Source organism: Microvirga sp. Mcv34 (assembly GCF_024519725.1).
In the GTDB taxonomy this organism is placed as follows: domain Bacteria; phylum Pseudomonadota; class Alphaproteobacteria; order Rhizobiales; family Beijerinckiaceae; genus Microvirga.
The window spans coordinates 32933-47508 of record NZ_JALJRK010000020.1; the positions used below are offsets into that span (position 1 = coordinate 32933).

At 65.5% G+C, this 14576-nt stretch carries 12 protein-coding genes; 8 read left to right on the forward strand and 4 right to left on the reverse strand.

Annotation, left to right across the window (positions count from 1 at the left end):
• The first annotated feature begins 72 nt into the window (after positions 1-72).
• The 6 genes from lspA to mutL all read left to right on the forward strand — a co-directional run bounded on the left by lspA (position 73) and on the right by mutL (position 7476).
• Positions 73-540 carry a signal peptidase II gene (gene lspA / locus OC446_RS12975; protein ID WP_262029492.1) on the forward strand — a complete coding sequence of 156 codons (468 nt, stop codon included), beginning with the start codon at positions 73-75 and terminating at the stop codon, positions 538-540.
• 87 nt (positions 541-627) lie between these two features.
• Positions 628-1263, forward strand: a complete 636-nt coding sequence (locus OC446_RS12980) for a hypothetical protein (protein WP_262029445.1) — start codon at positions 628-630, stop codon at positions 1261-1263.
• A gap of 215 nt (positions 1264-1478) precedes the next feature.
• A complete protein-coding gene (locus OC446_RS12985) occupies positions 1479-2810 on the forward strand; it encodes a M16 family metallopeptidase (RefSeq protein ID WP_262029446.1) in 1332 nt (443 codons plus the stop codon).
• Between the two features lie 29 nt (positions 2811-2839).
• Positions 2840-4117 (forward strand): M16 family metallopeptidase, encoded by a 1278-nt coding sequence (locus OC446_RS12990; protein ID WP_262029447.1) that lies wholly within the window; start codon positions 2840-2842, stop codon positions 4115-4117.
• Between the two features lie 92 nt (positions 4118-4209).
• Positions 4210-5526: a glucose-6-phosphate isomerase gene (locus OC446_RS12995; protein ID WP_262029448.1), complete on the forward strand. Its 1317-nt coding sequence runs from the start codon at positions 4210-4212 to the stop codon at positions 5524-5526.
• 99 nt (positions 5527-5625) lie between these two features.
• A complete protein-coding gene (gene mutL, locus OC446_RS13000; RefSeq protein ID WP_262029449.1) occupies positions 5626-7476 on the forward strand; it encodes a DNA mismatch repair endonuclease MutL in 1851 nt (616 codons plus the stop codon).
• A gap of 30 nt (positions 7477-7506) precedes the next feature.
• On the opposite strand, the gene OC446_RS13005 is transcribed toward mutL, so the two are convergent.
• Both OC446_RS13005 and mgrA read right to left on the reverse strand, forming a co-directional pair.
• Positions 7507-7911, reverse strand: coding sequence for a PilZ domain-containing protein (locus OC446_RS13005; protein ID WP_262029450.1), 405 nt, complete (start codon positions 7909-7911; stop codon positions 7507-7509).
• Between the two features lie 111 nt (positions 7912-8022).
• Positions 8023-9066, reverse strand: a complete 1044-nt coding sequence (mgrA, locus tag OC446_RS13010) for an L-glyceraldehyde 3-phosphate reductase (protein ID WP_262029451.1) — start codon at positions 9064-9066, stop codon at positions 8023-8025.
• Positions 9067-9249: 183 nt separating this feature from the next.
• Here mgrA and OC446_RS13015 point away from each other — a divergent pair, with 183 nt between their 5' ends.
• A complete protein-coding gene (locus OC446_RS13015) occupies positions 9250-10062 on the forward strand; it encodes a nickel-binding protein (RefSeq protein WP_262029452.1) in 813 nt (270 codons plus the stop codon).
• 106 nt (positions 10063-10168) lie between these two features.
• Positions 10169-10546, forward strand: coding sequence for a hypothetical protein (locus tag OC446_RS13020; protein WP_262029453.1), 378 nt, complete (start codon positions 10169-10171; stop codon positions 10544-10546).
• A gap of 196 nt (positions 10547-10742) precedes the next feature.
• Here OC446_RS13020 and uvrB read toward each other — a convergent pair whose 3' ends face one another.
• Both uvrB and OC446_RS13030 read right to left on the reverse strand, forming a co-directional pair.
• Complete coding sequence (gene uvrB, locus OC446_RS13025; protein ID WP_262029454.1) at positions 10743-13448, reverse strand: excinuclease ABC subunit UvrB; 2706 nt, start codon at positions 13446-13448, stop codon at positions 10743-10745.
• A 47-nt stretch (positions 13449-13495) separates the two neighbouring features.
• The gene (locus OC446_RS13030; protein ID WP_262029455.1) at positions 13496-14539 is read right to left on the reverse strand and encodes a DUF808 domain-containing protein; all 1044 of its coding nucleotides are present in this window, start codon (positions 14537-14539) and stop codon (positions 13496-13498) included.
• Positions 14540-14576 lie beyond the last annotated feature (37 nt).

The following is a 14576-nucleotide window of genomic DNA, read 5'->3' on the forward strand; positions in this document are numbered from 1 at the left end:
AGCCGGCCCCGTGCCCAGAAGGGACCGGGCAGGGCGCGCGCGGCAGCCCGGAAGGGTCTGTCGGTCGCGGCGATCCTAGGCTTTTCCATTGCGCTGATCACGTTCCTCCTCGACCAGGCGACGAAGCTCTACACGTTCTATGTCTACGATCTTCCGGTGAAGGAGCCGGTCGAGCTGACCTCCTTCGTGAACCTGATCGTGGTCTGGAACAGGGGCATCTCCTACGGCCTGTTCCAGCAGAGCACCGATTTCGGCCGCTGGGGACTGATCGTCGTCTCCATCCTGGCCGCCATCGGCCTGTCCTTCTGGATCCGTCGGACCGACGCCAAGCTCCTGGCGGCCTCCCTCGGGCTGATCGTGGGCGGGGCGATCGGGAACGTCATCGACCGTCTCTGGTTCGGGGCCGTGTTCGATTTCATCCAGATCCACTTCGGGTCGTGGTCCTGGTACGTGTTCAACGTGGCCGACGCCGCCATCGTTGCGGGGGTGGTCGGTTTGCTCTATGACTCCTTCGTCCTGGAGGGGCGGCGGACGAAATAACGATATTTTGTGGCGGCTTTTGCCATATGTTCGCCAGAATGAGCGATCAGGCCTTCCGGCCACAATGAGAAACGAATGGTGGGTGCCATGAAGGGAATGAAAATCATAGGCCGTGCGGGGGCCTTGGCGCTTCTGATCGCCGCCACCGGCGCGTCGGCCCAAGAAGGCGAGGCGATGAAGAGCATCCTCGGCGCCATCGGCATCATTCCCAAGGAGAAGGCGCCCATCGTGTACAACGAGCGCGCTCCGCTCGTGCTCCCGCCCAAGATGGACCTGCCGGCCCCGGCTCCGGGCGGCGGCGCCGAGGCGCGCAACGGCAACTGGCCCAAGGATCCGGATGTGGCGGCTCGCCGCAAGGCCGCGGCCGAAGCCCGGACGCCCTATACCAGCTCCGAATACTACAAGAACACGGAGGGCAAGCGCCTCTCGATCGAAGAGATGCGCGCCGGCCGCAATCCCAATGCCTCGACCGTTCAGCAGGGTCCGGTCGGTCGCCAGGCCGATATGAGCCGCATGACTCCGGACGAGCTGCGCGCCTTCGCCAAGGATGAGAAGCCGGAGCTGCAAGGCAACGGCATCGATCGCCGCTATCTCAGCGATCCTCCGGGCGACTTGCTCAGGGCCCAGGGCGGCGCCAAGCTCAAGGCGTCCGCGGATCCCGTGGTATCAGGCGATCCCGACAGCCCATCGGCCTATCTCCGCCAGCGGCAAAGCAGGCAGTAAGCCTTGTCTCTTTCCCTCTTCCTTCAGGCGAACGGGTTCACCCGTTCGCCTGAAAACGTTATGGGGCCGTGAAAAGCCAAGCCTTCGTCCGACGACACCGGACAAACAATGCCGCACAGGAAACATTCGCGGCTTCGCTTGCATAGGCTCCTAATTCGACTATCCCCTAAGAAACACCCTGCGAAACGATTTGATGTCGCCAAGGTTGGAACATTATGGACACTGCCTCTAAGCCTCTTCTCCGCGCTGACGCCGCCTCTTTCGGGCGGACGGAAGGCAGTGGTCCGAACCTGTCTTCCTTCACGCTCGACAACGGACTCGACGTCGTGGTCATTCCGGATCGCCGCGTTCCCGTTGTCACGCACATGATCTGGTACCGCAACGGTTCGGCTGACGATCCGATCGGACAATCGGGCATCGCGCACTTCCTCGAACACCTGATGTTCAAAGGCACGGAGAAGCATCCGGCCGGCGAGTTCTCGAAGGTGGTCTCGGGCCTCGGCGGTCAGGAGAATGCGTTCACGTCGTTCGACTACACGGCCTATTTCCAGCGCGTCGCCCGCGAGAACCTCAAGACCATGATGGAATTCGAGGCGGATCGCATGACGAACCTTCTCCTCGAGGAATCCGTCATCGGTCCCGAGCGCGACGTGGTGCTCGAAGAGCGCCGCATGCGAGTCGAGACCGATCCGTCGGCACAGCTCTCGGAAGCGATGGCGGCGTCGCTCTTCGTGCATCACCCCTACGGCATTCCGATCATCGGCTGGATGCACGAGATCGAGACGCTCAACCGCGATCACGCGCTCGATTATTATCGCCGCTTCTATACCCCCGAGAACGGCATCCTTGTCGTTGCGGGCGATGTGAGCGAGGACGAGGTACGCCGTCTGGCCGATGCCACCTATGGCCGCATCGCGCCTCAGGGCAAGCGCCCGGTGCGCCTGCGTCCGCGCGAGCCGGAGCCCGTGGCGGCGCGTCACATCACCGTGGCCGATCCGAAGGTCGAGCAGCCGACCCTGCAGCGGCTCTACCTCGTTCCTTCCTGCCGCACCGCTTCTCAGCGCGATTGCTATTCGCTTGAGCTCCTCGCCGAAGTGATCGGCGGCGGCCCGACTTCGTATCTCTACCGCAAGCTCGTGATGGAGCGCGGCATCGCGGTTAATGCGGGCGCCTGGTACATGTCCTCCGCCATGGAGGACACCCGGTTCTGCGTCTATGCGGTTCCGGCCGAAGGCGTGTCGCTTCAGGCTCTGGAAGAAGCGGTCGATCAGGTGCTCAAGACGATCCCGGCCGAGGCCTTGGATGCGGATTCGATCGAGCGCGCCAAGACGCGGCTCGTGGCCGAGACGATCTATTCCACCGACAGCCAATCCTCTCTCGCCCGCATCTACGGTTCGGCGCTCGCCATCGGCGAGACCATCGAGGAGGTGCGCCGCTGGCCGGTCGAGATCGAGACCGTCATGAAGGACGATCTCGCCTCCGCGGCCGAGCGCTATCTCATCCCCCGCCGTTCCGTCACGGGCTATCTGCAGAAGCCGGCTTCCTGAAATCCGCCTGCGCAAGAATCGAGGTAATCATGACAGCTTCTGTCGAAACCATGTCCTCGTCGCCGACCACGGTGAAGGCGCTGACCTCCGCCAAAGGCGTCGAGGCCTGGCACGTCGAATCCGACGTCGTGCCGCTGATCGCCGTTTCCTTCATCTTCGAAGGCGGCTCGGCGCACGATCCTGCGGACAAGCCCGGCGTGGCGCAGATGCTGGCTCGCCTGCTCGACGAAGGCGCGGGCGAATATGATTCCGATGCGTTCCAGGAACGGCTTGCGGCGAACGCCATCGAGCTGTCCTTCAACGCGGGCAACGATGCGCTCGGCGGTTCGCTCAAGACGCTGGTGAAGCATGCGGACGAGGCCTTCGAACTCCTGCGCCTCGCGCTCGCCGAGCCGCGCTTCGACCAGGATTCCATCGAGCGCGTGCGGGCCCAGACGATCGCGGGCCTCAAGTACCAGCAGAACGATCCGGGTGTCATGGCGACGCGCCGCTTCTTCGAGGAAGGCTTCGCCGGCCATCCCTACGGCCGGCCGACCTCCGGAACGCCCGAGAGCGTGGCGGCGATCACGCGGGACGATCTCATCGCCATGCACCGGTCGATCATTGCGCGCGGACGCGTGAAGGTCGCGGTCGTCGGCGCGATCGGCGGCGACAACCTCTCGGCTCTGCTCGACAAGGTGTTCGGCTCCCTGCCGGATGCGAAGCCGCTCGGCATCATCGAGCCCGCTTCGCTGCAGAAGCTGGGTTCGCGCATCGTGGTCGATCTCGACGTGCCGCAATCGGTGATCCGCTTCGGCATGAACGGCATCGCCTGGCGCGATCCGGGCTTCATTCCGGCTTACGTGCTCAACCACATCCTGGGCGGCGGCGCCTTCACGTCGCGCCTGTTCCAGGAGGTGCGCGAGAAGCGCGGCCTGGCCTACAGCGTCGGCACGTCGCTCGTGAGCTACCGCTCGGCGAGCATGACCTGGGGCTACACCGCGACCAAGAACGAGCGCGTCGTCGAGGCGCTTGACGTGATCGCCGACGAGATGGCGAAGCTGACGAGCGAAGGCCCGTCCGACGAGGAACTGCAGAAGGCGAAGGATTACCTCATCGGCTCCTACGCCCTCGGGTTCGACACCTCGACCAAGATCGCCCACACCCTGGCGCAGATCGCCTTCGAGGGCCTCGGCATCGACTACATCGCCCGCCGCAACGGACTGGTCGGTGCCGTGACGCAGTCCGACATCCGCACGGCCGCCGAACGCATCTTCGGCGATGGCCGGATGTTCACGGTGATCGCAGGCCGGCCGGCCGGCGTGTAGTCATCCCGGTCAGAGATAGCGGGCGGCCCTAGCCTCGGGGCCGTCTCTGCCCTAATCTTCCGCTCCTGCTTTGAACGAGTCGGAGTACGCTTATGGCCCTGCAGCAATCGATCGATCTTGCCCTTGAGACCAATATCGGGGGAGGCGGTCTGGCGCAGGCGGCGCTCGACGACGCGCTTAAACTCGTCGGGGAGGCCATGAAGCGGCTTGCCGAGGACGATGCATCGGGCCGGCTGCCGCTGCTCCACATGCCTCGCACCACGGACGATCTGGCGAGCATCCGCGAGGCCGCCGCCTTCCTGCGCGACGATGCCACCGACGTGGTCGTTCTCGGCGTCGGCGGATCGAGCCTCGGCGGCCAGACCCTGGCGCAGCTGAAGGATTACGCGGTGCCCGGCACCGGGCGCTTCACCGAGAGCCCGCGCATCCACTTCCTCGACAATCTCGATCCCATCACGTTCGACCGCGTCCTGCACAAGCTGCCGCTCTCTTCGACCCGGTTCGTCGCGATCTCGAAATCGGGCGGCACGGGCGAGACGCTGATGCAGACCATCGCCGTGCTCACGGCCCTGGAGAAGGCGGGCCTGCGCGCGCATCCCAAGGATGTGTTCCTCGGCGTGTCCGAGCCGCGCAGGGACGGGGTCAAGAACGCCATTCGCGACCTCCTGGAGCCCGAGGGCGTACGCTTCCTCGATCACCACACCGGCATCGGCGGACGGTATTCGGTCCTGACCAATGTGGGCCTTCTGCCCGCTGCCGCGCTCGGGCTCGACATCGAGGCCATCCGCCGGGGCGCGGCCGAGGCCTATGAGCCCTTCCGCAACGGAGCGGCGGCCAAAGACGCGCCCGCCGCCCTGGGGGCCGCCCTGAACGTCGCGGCGGCGAAAGCCGGCAAGGGCATCGCGGTCACCATGGCCTATGCGGACCGCCTCGAGCGCTTCACCCGCTGGTGGGTTCAGCTCTGGGCCGAGAGCGTGGGCAAGGACGGCAAGGGCACGCAGCCCGTCGCGGCCATCGGTCCCGTGGACCAGCACAGCCAGCAGCAGCTCTATCTCGCGGGCCCCAACGACAAGCTCTTCACGGTGCTGACCACCGGCGTCGCCGGCAAGGGCCCGATCATGAACGAGGCGCTGGCCAAGCGCGCCGGCCAGGCGGCCTTCGCGGGCAAGACCATCGGCGACCTCGTGGCCGCCCAGGGCCGCGCCATGGCCGACACCTTCGCCAAGAACAGCCGACCGACCCGCCAAATCCACGTCGAGACCCTGGACGAGCGCGCCTTGGGCGAGCTTCTCATGCACTTCATGCTGGAGACGATCCTGGCCGGCTACGCCATGGGCGTCGATCCGTTCGACCAGCCTGCCGTGGAAGAGGCCAAGATCCTGGCGAAGGAATACCTCGCGCAGGGCTGACGGCGGAAGAGAGCCTGGGGAATAACGCCGCGCGTTCTGGTTTCCGTCGCTGGGAGCCCCTATGTTCTCTGTCCCGAATCCGAACGCGCGACCCTTCGCATGCATGTCCGCCGCCTCGATCCCATCCTCGTCGACCGCATCGCTGCGGGCGAGGTCGTCGAGCGTCCGGCGGCTGCCGTCAAGGAACTGGTCGAGAACGCCGTCGATGCGGGCGCGACCTCCATCGAGATCGCCGTCGAGGCCGGCGGGCGGCGCCTGATCCGCATCGTCGACGACGGACGCGGCATGACGCCGGAAGATCTGGAACTGGCGGTCGAGCGCCACGCCACCTCCAAGCTGCCGGACGGCGATCTGTTCACGATCAGCACCCTCGGTTTTCGCGGCGAGGCCCTGCCGTCCATCGGGGCGGTCGCGCGCCTCTCCATCGTCACCCGCACGGCGGAGGCCGAGACCGGCTCGTCGCTCGTGGTCGAGGCGGGCGTGAAGGGGCCGGTTCGTCCCGCGCCCGCGCCGAAGGGCACCCGCGTCGAGGTGACGGACCTGTTCTCCGCCACGCCCGCGCGCCTGAAGTTCCTGAAGAGCGACCGCTCCGAGGCGCAGGCCGTCGCCGAGATCGTCAAGCGGCTCGCCATCGCGCATCCGACGATCCGTTTCACGCTCTCGGGCGAGCACATCACCGCCTTCACCTATCCGCCGGAGGAGCCCGGCGAGCACGGTTTCCTGCGCCGCCTGTCGCGGGTGCTGGGCGCGGAGTTCCATGAGAACGCCATGTCCATCGGGGTCGAGCGCGAGGGCGTGCGGCTCACCGGTTTCGCCAGCCTGCCGACCTATCATCGCGGCACCGGGACGGCGATCCATTTCGTGGTCAACGGACGGCCGGTGCGCGACAAGCTGCTGCTCGGCGCGGTGCGCGGCGCCTATGCGGACGTGATGGCCTCCGACCGGCATCCGGTGCTCGCCGTCATGATCGATCTCGATCCCCGTGCCGTGGACGTCAACGTGCATCCGGCCAAGACCGAAGTGCGCTTCCGCGATCCGGCCTTCGTGCGCGGCTTCGTCGTCGGCGCGCTGAAGGAAGCGATCACCCGCTATGCCTTCCGGGCGTCCTCGACCGGCGGCACGCGCACGCTGGAGAGCCTGCGTCCGCAGGGCGGGCTGCCGCCGCGCCCGGCCTATCCGCACCGCACCCATGCGATCCGCCCGACCAGCGCCTTCGCCCAGTGGCAGGCACCACTCGACGGGCCGGAGCGCTCCTACGCGCCCGCTTCGGGCCTCGGCGAGCGGCAGGCGAACCTGCCCGATTTCGCGAGCCCTTCGGCCGACAGCCGCGCCACCCTGCATGAGATCGAGCCTCAGACGGAGGAGGCGCCGCTGGGCGCCGCCCGCGCGCAATTGCACGGCACCTATATCGTCGCGCAGACGCAGGACGGCATCGTCATCGTCGACCAGCACGCGGCCCATGAGCGCCTCGTCTATGAGCGCCTGAAACGCGAGCGCGCCGCCTCGGGCATCGCCCGTCAATTGCTGCTGATCCCCGAGGTGGTCGATCTCGATCCCGTCGATGCGGACCGGGTGCTGGCCGAGGCTTCGTCGCTCGAAAGCCTGGGTCTCGTGGTCGAGCCCTTCGGTCATGGCGCGCTGTTGGTGCGCGAGGTGCCCTCGGCGCTCGCGGGTGGGCGCATCAAGGCGCTGGTGCAGGATGTGGCCGATGCTCTGGCGGAATGGGGCCAGGGGGCATCGAGTCCGCTGGAGGAGCGCCTCGACGCCGTGCTCTCGCGCATGTCCTGCCACGGCTCCATCCGAGCCGGACGGCGCATGCGGCCCGAGGAGATGAACGCGCTCCTACGCGAGATGGAAGCGACACCGCTCTCCGGCCAGTGCAATCACGGCCGGCCGACCTATGTCGAGCTGAAGCTGACGGATATCGAGCGGCTGTTCGGGCGGCGTTGAATTCCTGAAAAGCCGGGGCCCGGGCCCCGATCAGGCCGTGGTGCGATAGAGCTTGAGGTTCTTGCGGGCCGGTTTCGCCGCGAGATGGACCGGCATGGCGGCCTGTTCGAGGCAGACCTCGAACCGCAGCGCCTCGGGGGCCTCGGCTGCCGGTGCGAGATCAGCCTCCTCGGCGCTGAACGCGACTCCGGCGAAATCGCCGTCGCGCCAGCATACCCGTGCGCGGCGCACCTGAAGGTCGTGCGCCGCGATGTACAGCTCGAAGCTCTCCGGCAGGTCCATGTGCCGCTTGACCGCGATCCTGGCCCCGCCGGTGGAGATGTCCTTCACCAGGCACGAAATCATCGCCTCCGGACCCAGCATGATCTTTGCCGGGTGATGCGTGGGAAAACGCCTGTCTTTCCGACGGTTGTCGAGGGCGGTGACGGAATTCATGGGGTGACCTTAGGTCAAGTGGCCAATGAAGCTTGGCATTAACCACTTGTTAACCGACTTCTCAAGTCCCTCGGAAGGAGTATACGCCTAAAAGCTGAGGCTTTCCGTGGATTACCGGGACGGCCCCTTCCGCTCGGCCGAGGCCGCCCAGATGTTGAGGCCGCCCTCGCCGGCGTAGCGGTTGATCTCGGCGAGTTCGTCGGCCGTGAAGGAGAGGTTCTTGAGTGCGCCGACGCAGTCGACGACCTGCTCGGGACGGCTCGCGCCGATGAGCGCCGAGGTGACGCGTCCGCCGCGCAGAACCCAGGCCAAGGCCATCTGGGCCAAGGTCTGGCCGCGCCGTTCGGCGATGCCGTTGAGATCGCGGATGCGGGCGATGTTGTCCTCGTTGAGGAAACTCGTACGCAGGGATTTCCCCTGGGCCGCGCGGCTCTCGTCGGGAATGCCGTTGAGATATTTCGTCGTCAGCATGCCCTGCGCCAGCGGCGAGAACACGATGGAACCCATGCCGAGCTCGTCGAGAGTGTCGAGCAGCCCGTCCTCCTCGATCCAGCGGTTGAGCATGGAATAGCTCGGCTGATGGATGATGCAGGGCGTCTTCAGCTCGCGCAGGATCGCCAGGGCTTCGCGGGTGCGCTGGCTGTTGTAGGACGAGAGGCCGACATAGAGCGCCTTGCCCTGCCGCACGGCCGAATCGAGGGCCAGCATGGTCTCCTCCAGCGGCGTGTTCGGATCGAAGCGGTGGGAATAGAAGATGTCGACATAGTCGAGCCCCATGCGCTTGAGGCTCTGGTCGAGGCTCGACAGGAGATACTTGCGGCTGCCCCATTCCCCGTAAGGCCCCGGCCACATGCGGTAGCCCGCCTTGGTGGAGATCACCAGTTCGTCGCGCAGGTCGTGGAAGTCCTTGCGCAGGATTTCGCCGAACAGGGTTTCGGCCGAGCCGGGAGGGGGGCCGTAATTGTTGGCGAGGTCGAAATGCGTGATGCCGAGGTCGAAGGCGGTCCGGCAGATCTCCCGCGCCGTCGCGGCCGACTTGTCCTCGCCGAAATTGTGCCAAAGCCCGAGGGAGATCGCCGGCAGGAGCAGCCCGCTGCGGCCGCACCGGTTGTAGAGCATCTCGTCGTAGCGGGTCTCAGCGGGCAGATAGGCCATCGAACTCTCCAGCAGGGCATGAGGCAGAGGAGTTACATAGCGCGTCTCCCGCGCCGTCAACAACCTGCGGATCGAACGGATGAGTGAGCTCTCGCCTCATCCGTTCGGGACAGAACGAAAGGGGCATCGCCCGCTCCAGTCGAACGGTGTAGACTGCGCCGGGGGCACGGAGGGAGATCCGCCATGCCCATCTTCCTGGACCGGCACGAGCTCAAGGGGCTGACCGCCGCCGACATCGCCCAGGTGCACCAGCAGGACCTGGAGGTCCAGGGACGCTACGGGGTTCGGTTCCTGACCTACTGGTTCGACGATACCCGCGGCACCGCGTTCTGCCTCATCGACGCCCCCGACATCGAAACCGCCATGCGGGTGCACGACGAGGCGCATGGGGAGGTCGCCCGCGACGTGATCGAGGTCGACCTGTCGGCCGTCGAGGCGTTTCTCGGCCGCATCTCAGATCCGGAACCGGCGGTCCACCGCCCCGACGGCGAAGTCGATCCGGCCCTGCGGACCATCATGTTCACCGATCTCGTCGACTCCACCGCCATGACCGCGCGCCTCGGCGATACGCGCGCCGTCGAGATGGTGCGGGCGCATGACGCCATGGTCCGCCGGGCCCTGCGCGATAAGAACGGGCGCGAGGTCAAGCATACCGGCGACGGGATCATGGCAGCCTTCGACGATGTGACCGCCGCCGTGGATGCCGCCCGGTCAATCCTCCAGGCCTTCGAGGCCTTCAACCTGGCGAGCCGCGAAAAGCTGAGCGTGCGCATTGGCCTCGACGCGGGCGAACCCGTGGCCGACCACAACGACCTGTTCGGCGCCACGGTGCAGCGGGCCGCCCGCCTGTGCCAGAGCGCCGAGCCCGACAGCATCGTGGTGTCGGAGATCATCACGACCCTCGTCGCACCCCGCTTCTCCTTCGTGGATCTCGGGAGCCGCGTCGTGAAAGGTTTCACCGAGCCGATGGAGGCGTTCGCGGTGAACTGGCGGTGATGTCTCCACTTTATTATCAAAATTAGATGTTATATATTATCATTGTTGTCGAGGATTGCTGACTTGCAACATCGGCATAATCTTCATGTGATGAAAAACTGAGATCATGAAATTCATCAATCTTGCTGGTGCTGCCGCCATCGTGATTCTGGGTGGTTGCGTAAGCGTTTCCCGAATTCCAGATGAGAAGAACCCCGCAATTTTCTATGGGGAAGCCTCATATCTCGCATCGCGCTGTCCGAAGCTTGCGCAGCACAGATTCCTTGATGCTGCATTTACCTACTGCCTTTCCAACAAGATTTATGCAGGTGGATGTGAGAGAAGGATGACCGAAAACTTCTTTGCCGATCAGGCGAGAGGAGAGGCACGCGCTCGTGAAGAATTCGCCAGCATGAAAGACGAGCAGGTTTGTCGTATTGCACAGGAGCGCTTTGGTCCAAACGGATCACGTTTCGCCAAGGTTTTGCTGCCAAGAAAGAAGTAGTGAGAGCTTTCACGCGTCAATCACAGACTTCTCTCATTTGAAAATGCAGTCCACAGTGCTGACCGTGTTAGGATGTCTTTTCCTCTTGCTTATGTGGCAAGCCTCGTTCCGGCCATCCCGATGCGGGAGGGCTCGGCGCTTCAAGCAATCGAGATCACCGGCACAAGGCCGGCGATGACATTCACAGAATACGTGGCTACCGGCCCTTGCGTCCCTTGTATTTCGGCTTCTGTCCGGCGAAGCCTTGCGTCGAGCGGGCGGCCGGGCGTTCGCGGTAGTTCAGCGGGACCTCGCGGTCCGTCCCTGGGCCCATCTCGTCGAGGCCGGGTTTGCGGATGCGGGTGCCCTCATCGGAGCGGCCCTTGCCGGTCGGGCCGTAGGAATCGGAATCCTCGTCGCCGGCCGTCGCACCTTCGCCGGAGGGCGGCAGGCCCTTCGGCGGCAGGTTGGCGCTGCGGCCGTATTTGCGCGAGCCGCCGTACTTGCCGGCTTCCTTCTCCACATCGCTCTGACGCGCCATCGGGTCGTCGCTGATCGCGAGCTCCGTCGCCTGCAGGCGCTTGAGCTCGTCGCGCAGGCGCGCGGCCTCCTCGAATTCCAAATTCGCGGCGGCTTCGCGCATGCGCTTTTCCATGTCGGCGATCACGGCCTTGAGGTTGTGGCCGACAGTCCGGTCGGCGAGGCCTGTATCGACCGACACGTGATCGCGCTCGTAGACGCTCTCGAGGATGTCGGCGATGTTCTTCTTCACGCTCTGCGGCGTGATACCGTGCTCGGCGTTGTAAGCGAGCTGCTTCTCGCGGCGCCGGTTGGTCTCCGCGATGGCACGCTCCATGGAGCCGGTGATCTTGTCGGCATAGAGGATCGCCTTGCCTTCCACGTTACGCGCCGCGCGGCCGATGGTCTGCACCAGCGAGGTCTCGGAGCGCAGGAAGCCCTCCTTGTCCGCGTCGAGAATGGCCACGAGCGCGCATTCCGGAATGTCGAGTCCCTCGCGCAGGAGGTTGATGCCGATGAGCACGTCGAAGGCGCCGAGGCGCAGGTCGCGGATGATCTCGATGCGTTCAAGCGTGTCGATGTCCGAGTGCATGTAGCGCACGCGGATGCCGTTCTCGTGCATGTATTCGGTGAGATCTTCGGCCATGCGCTTGGTGAGCGTGGTCACGAGCGTGCGGTAGCCCTGCGCGGAGAGCTCCTTGACCTCGTGCACGAGATCGTCGACCTGGCTGCGCGCCGGCCTGATCTCCACGATCGGATCGACGAGACCGGTGGGACGGATGACCTGCTCGACGAAGATGCCGCCGGTCTGCTCCATCTCCCACTTGGCAGGCGTCGCCGACACGTGGACCGATTGCGGCCGCATGGCGTCCCATTCCTCGAAGCGCAGAGGGCGGTTGTCGAGGCAGGAGGGCAGGCGGAAGCCGTATTCGGCGAGCGTCGCCTTGCGGCGGAAGTCGCCGCGATACATGCCGCCGATCTGCGGCACGGTCACGTGGCTCTCGTCGGTGAAGACGAGCGCGTTGTCGGGCAGGTACTCGAACAGGGTCGGCGGCGGCTCGCCAGGCTTGCGGCCGGTGAGGTAACGCGAATAGTTCTCGATGCCGTTGCACACGCCGGTGGCTTCGATCATCTCCAGGTCGAACTGCGTGCGCTGTTCCAGGCGCTGCGCTTCGAGCAGGCGGCCCATGCGGGCGAGTTCCTGCAGGCGGTGCTGCAGCTCGTCCTGAATGCCCTTCACGGCCTGCTGCAGGGTCGGACGCGGCGTCACGTAGTGCGAGTTCGCATAGACCTTCACGAATTGCAGGTCATTGGTCTTCTTGCCGGTGAGCGGATCGAACTCGACGATGCTCTCGATCTCGTCGCCGAATAATCCGATGCGCCAGGCACGGTCCTCCAAGTGGGCCGGGAACAGCTCGATCACATCGCCGCGCACGCGAAAGGTGCCGCGCGCGAAATCGCTCTGGATGCGCTTGTATTGCAGGGCCACGAGATCGGCGATGAGCTGGCGCTGCTCGATGCGCTCGCCCACCTTCACGGAGAAGGTCATGGCCGTATAGGTCTCGACCGAGCCGATACCGTAGATGCATGACACGGACGCCACGATGATCACGTCGTCGCGTTCGAGGAGCGCGCGCGTGGCCGAGTGGCGCATGCGGTCGATCTGTTCGTTGATGGAGCTTTCCTTCTCGATGAAGGTGTCCGAGCGCGGCACATAGGCCTCGGGCTGGTAGTAGTCGTAATACGAGACGAAGTACTCCACGGCGTTGTCGGGGAAGAACGACTTGAACTCGCCGTAGAGCTGGGCGGCCAGGGTCTTGTTCGGCGCGAGGATGAGGGCGGGGCGCTGCGTCTCCTCGATCACCTTGGCCATGGTGAAGGTCTTGCCCGAGCCGGTGACGCCGAGGAGGACCTGGTCACGCTCGGCCCGCCGCACGCCGTCCACCAGTTCGCGGATGGCATTGGGCTGGTCGCCGGAGGGCGTGAAATCGGACTTGATCTTGAACGGGATGCCACCTTCCGACTTCTCGGGGCGGGGTGGGCGGTGCGGCACCCAGGGCTTGCCGTTCTTGAAGCGCGGATCGCCTTCCGTGAGCAGCCGCGACAGCGCGTCGACGGTGGCGGAAAAGCCGGATTCAGGGACGATGTCGCCCAGCTCATTGGCCACGTCCGGCCCGTCGTCCGGGCCCTTCAGGCCGAGCTTCTTGGCCAGCGCCGGGTCGACATCGGTGATGTCGCCATGGATGAAGGTTTCCTGCGCCCGCTCGGCAAAGCCCTCGGCCGCCTCCCGCTCCCGGTTCACCGCCGGGTTGAGAAGTTCTGCCAAGTGCGGGGCCAGGGGCTTCAGATCAGGTTTGGACGCCTTCCCGGTGGAAAGCTTGGGCTTTTTGGGTGATTTGGCCATAGAACGAATATGGTACGAACCGTTGGATAAGGGAAGAGTGCAGACGGTTATACCGTAGGCTTCCCGGCCTTCCGTCCCCCGCCGCGCAGGGCCCTCAGCAGCGGCACTGCGACGAAGTGGACGATAGGGATCAGGATGGCCCCGAGGATGAGGCCGACGAGGCCCGAGGCGGCGGCCGAGACGAGCCATTCCACCGCGCCGCCGATGCTCGGGACCGTGTGGCCGGCGGCCACGGCGATCGCGTGGATGGCATGGCCGAGGCCGGTGAAGCCGTAGCCTTCGAGGCCATGGACGATGATGCCGCCGCCGACCCAGACCATCGCGGCGGTGCCCACAATGGCGAGTGTCTTGAGCAGACCCGGCATGGCCTTCACCAGACCGCGGCCGAACGCCCGGGTGAGGGGCGCCAGCAGACGATCCGTGTGCAAGGGAGCGCTCTCGGGATCGCGCCGCAGCAGGCGCGACAGCGGGCGATCGGTTCGGGCGAGCGCCACGCCCATATCGTCCGCCTTCACGATCAGGGCGACACCGCCATAGACCAGGGCCGTGATGCCGATGCCCACGATGGCGAGCACGGCGGCCTGCATCCAGGTCGACCCCACCGGGATGCTGGCCAGCGTGATCGCCATGATCTCGGCCGAGAGGATGAAGTCGGTCTTGATGGCGCTGCTGACCTTCTCGTCCTCGACATTCCCGGCTATCTGGGTGGCCCGCTCATGCTCATGGGCACCATGGGGGAACAGGGCCCCGAACACCTTTTCCGAACCCTCGTAGCACAGATAGGCGCCGCCCATCATGAGCAGCGGCGTGATGGCCCAGGGGGCGAAGAAGCTCAGGATGAGAGCCAGCGGGAGAAGGTAGATCAGCTTGTTCTTGAGGGAGCCCAAGGCGATCCTGCCGACGATCGGCAGTTCCCTGGCGGCCGAGAAGCCCGTCACGTAGCGCGGGGTTACGGCGGCATCGTCGATCACCACGCCGGCCGCCTTCGCGCCGGCCTTGGCAGCCTGGGCGGCGACATCGTCGAGCGAGGCGGCGGCGACCTTGGCGATGGCCGCGATGTCGTCCAGCAAGGCGATCAGGCCGATGCTCATGAAGGCTCCTGTCGAAATCGGTCAAGCTTTACGGGGC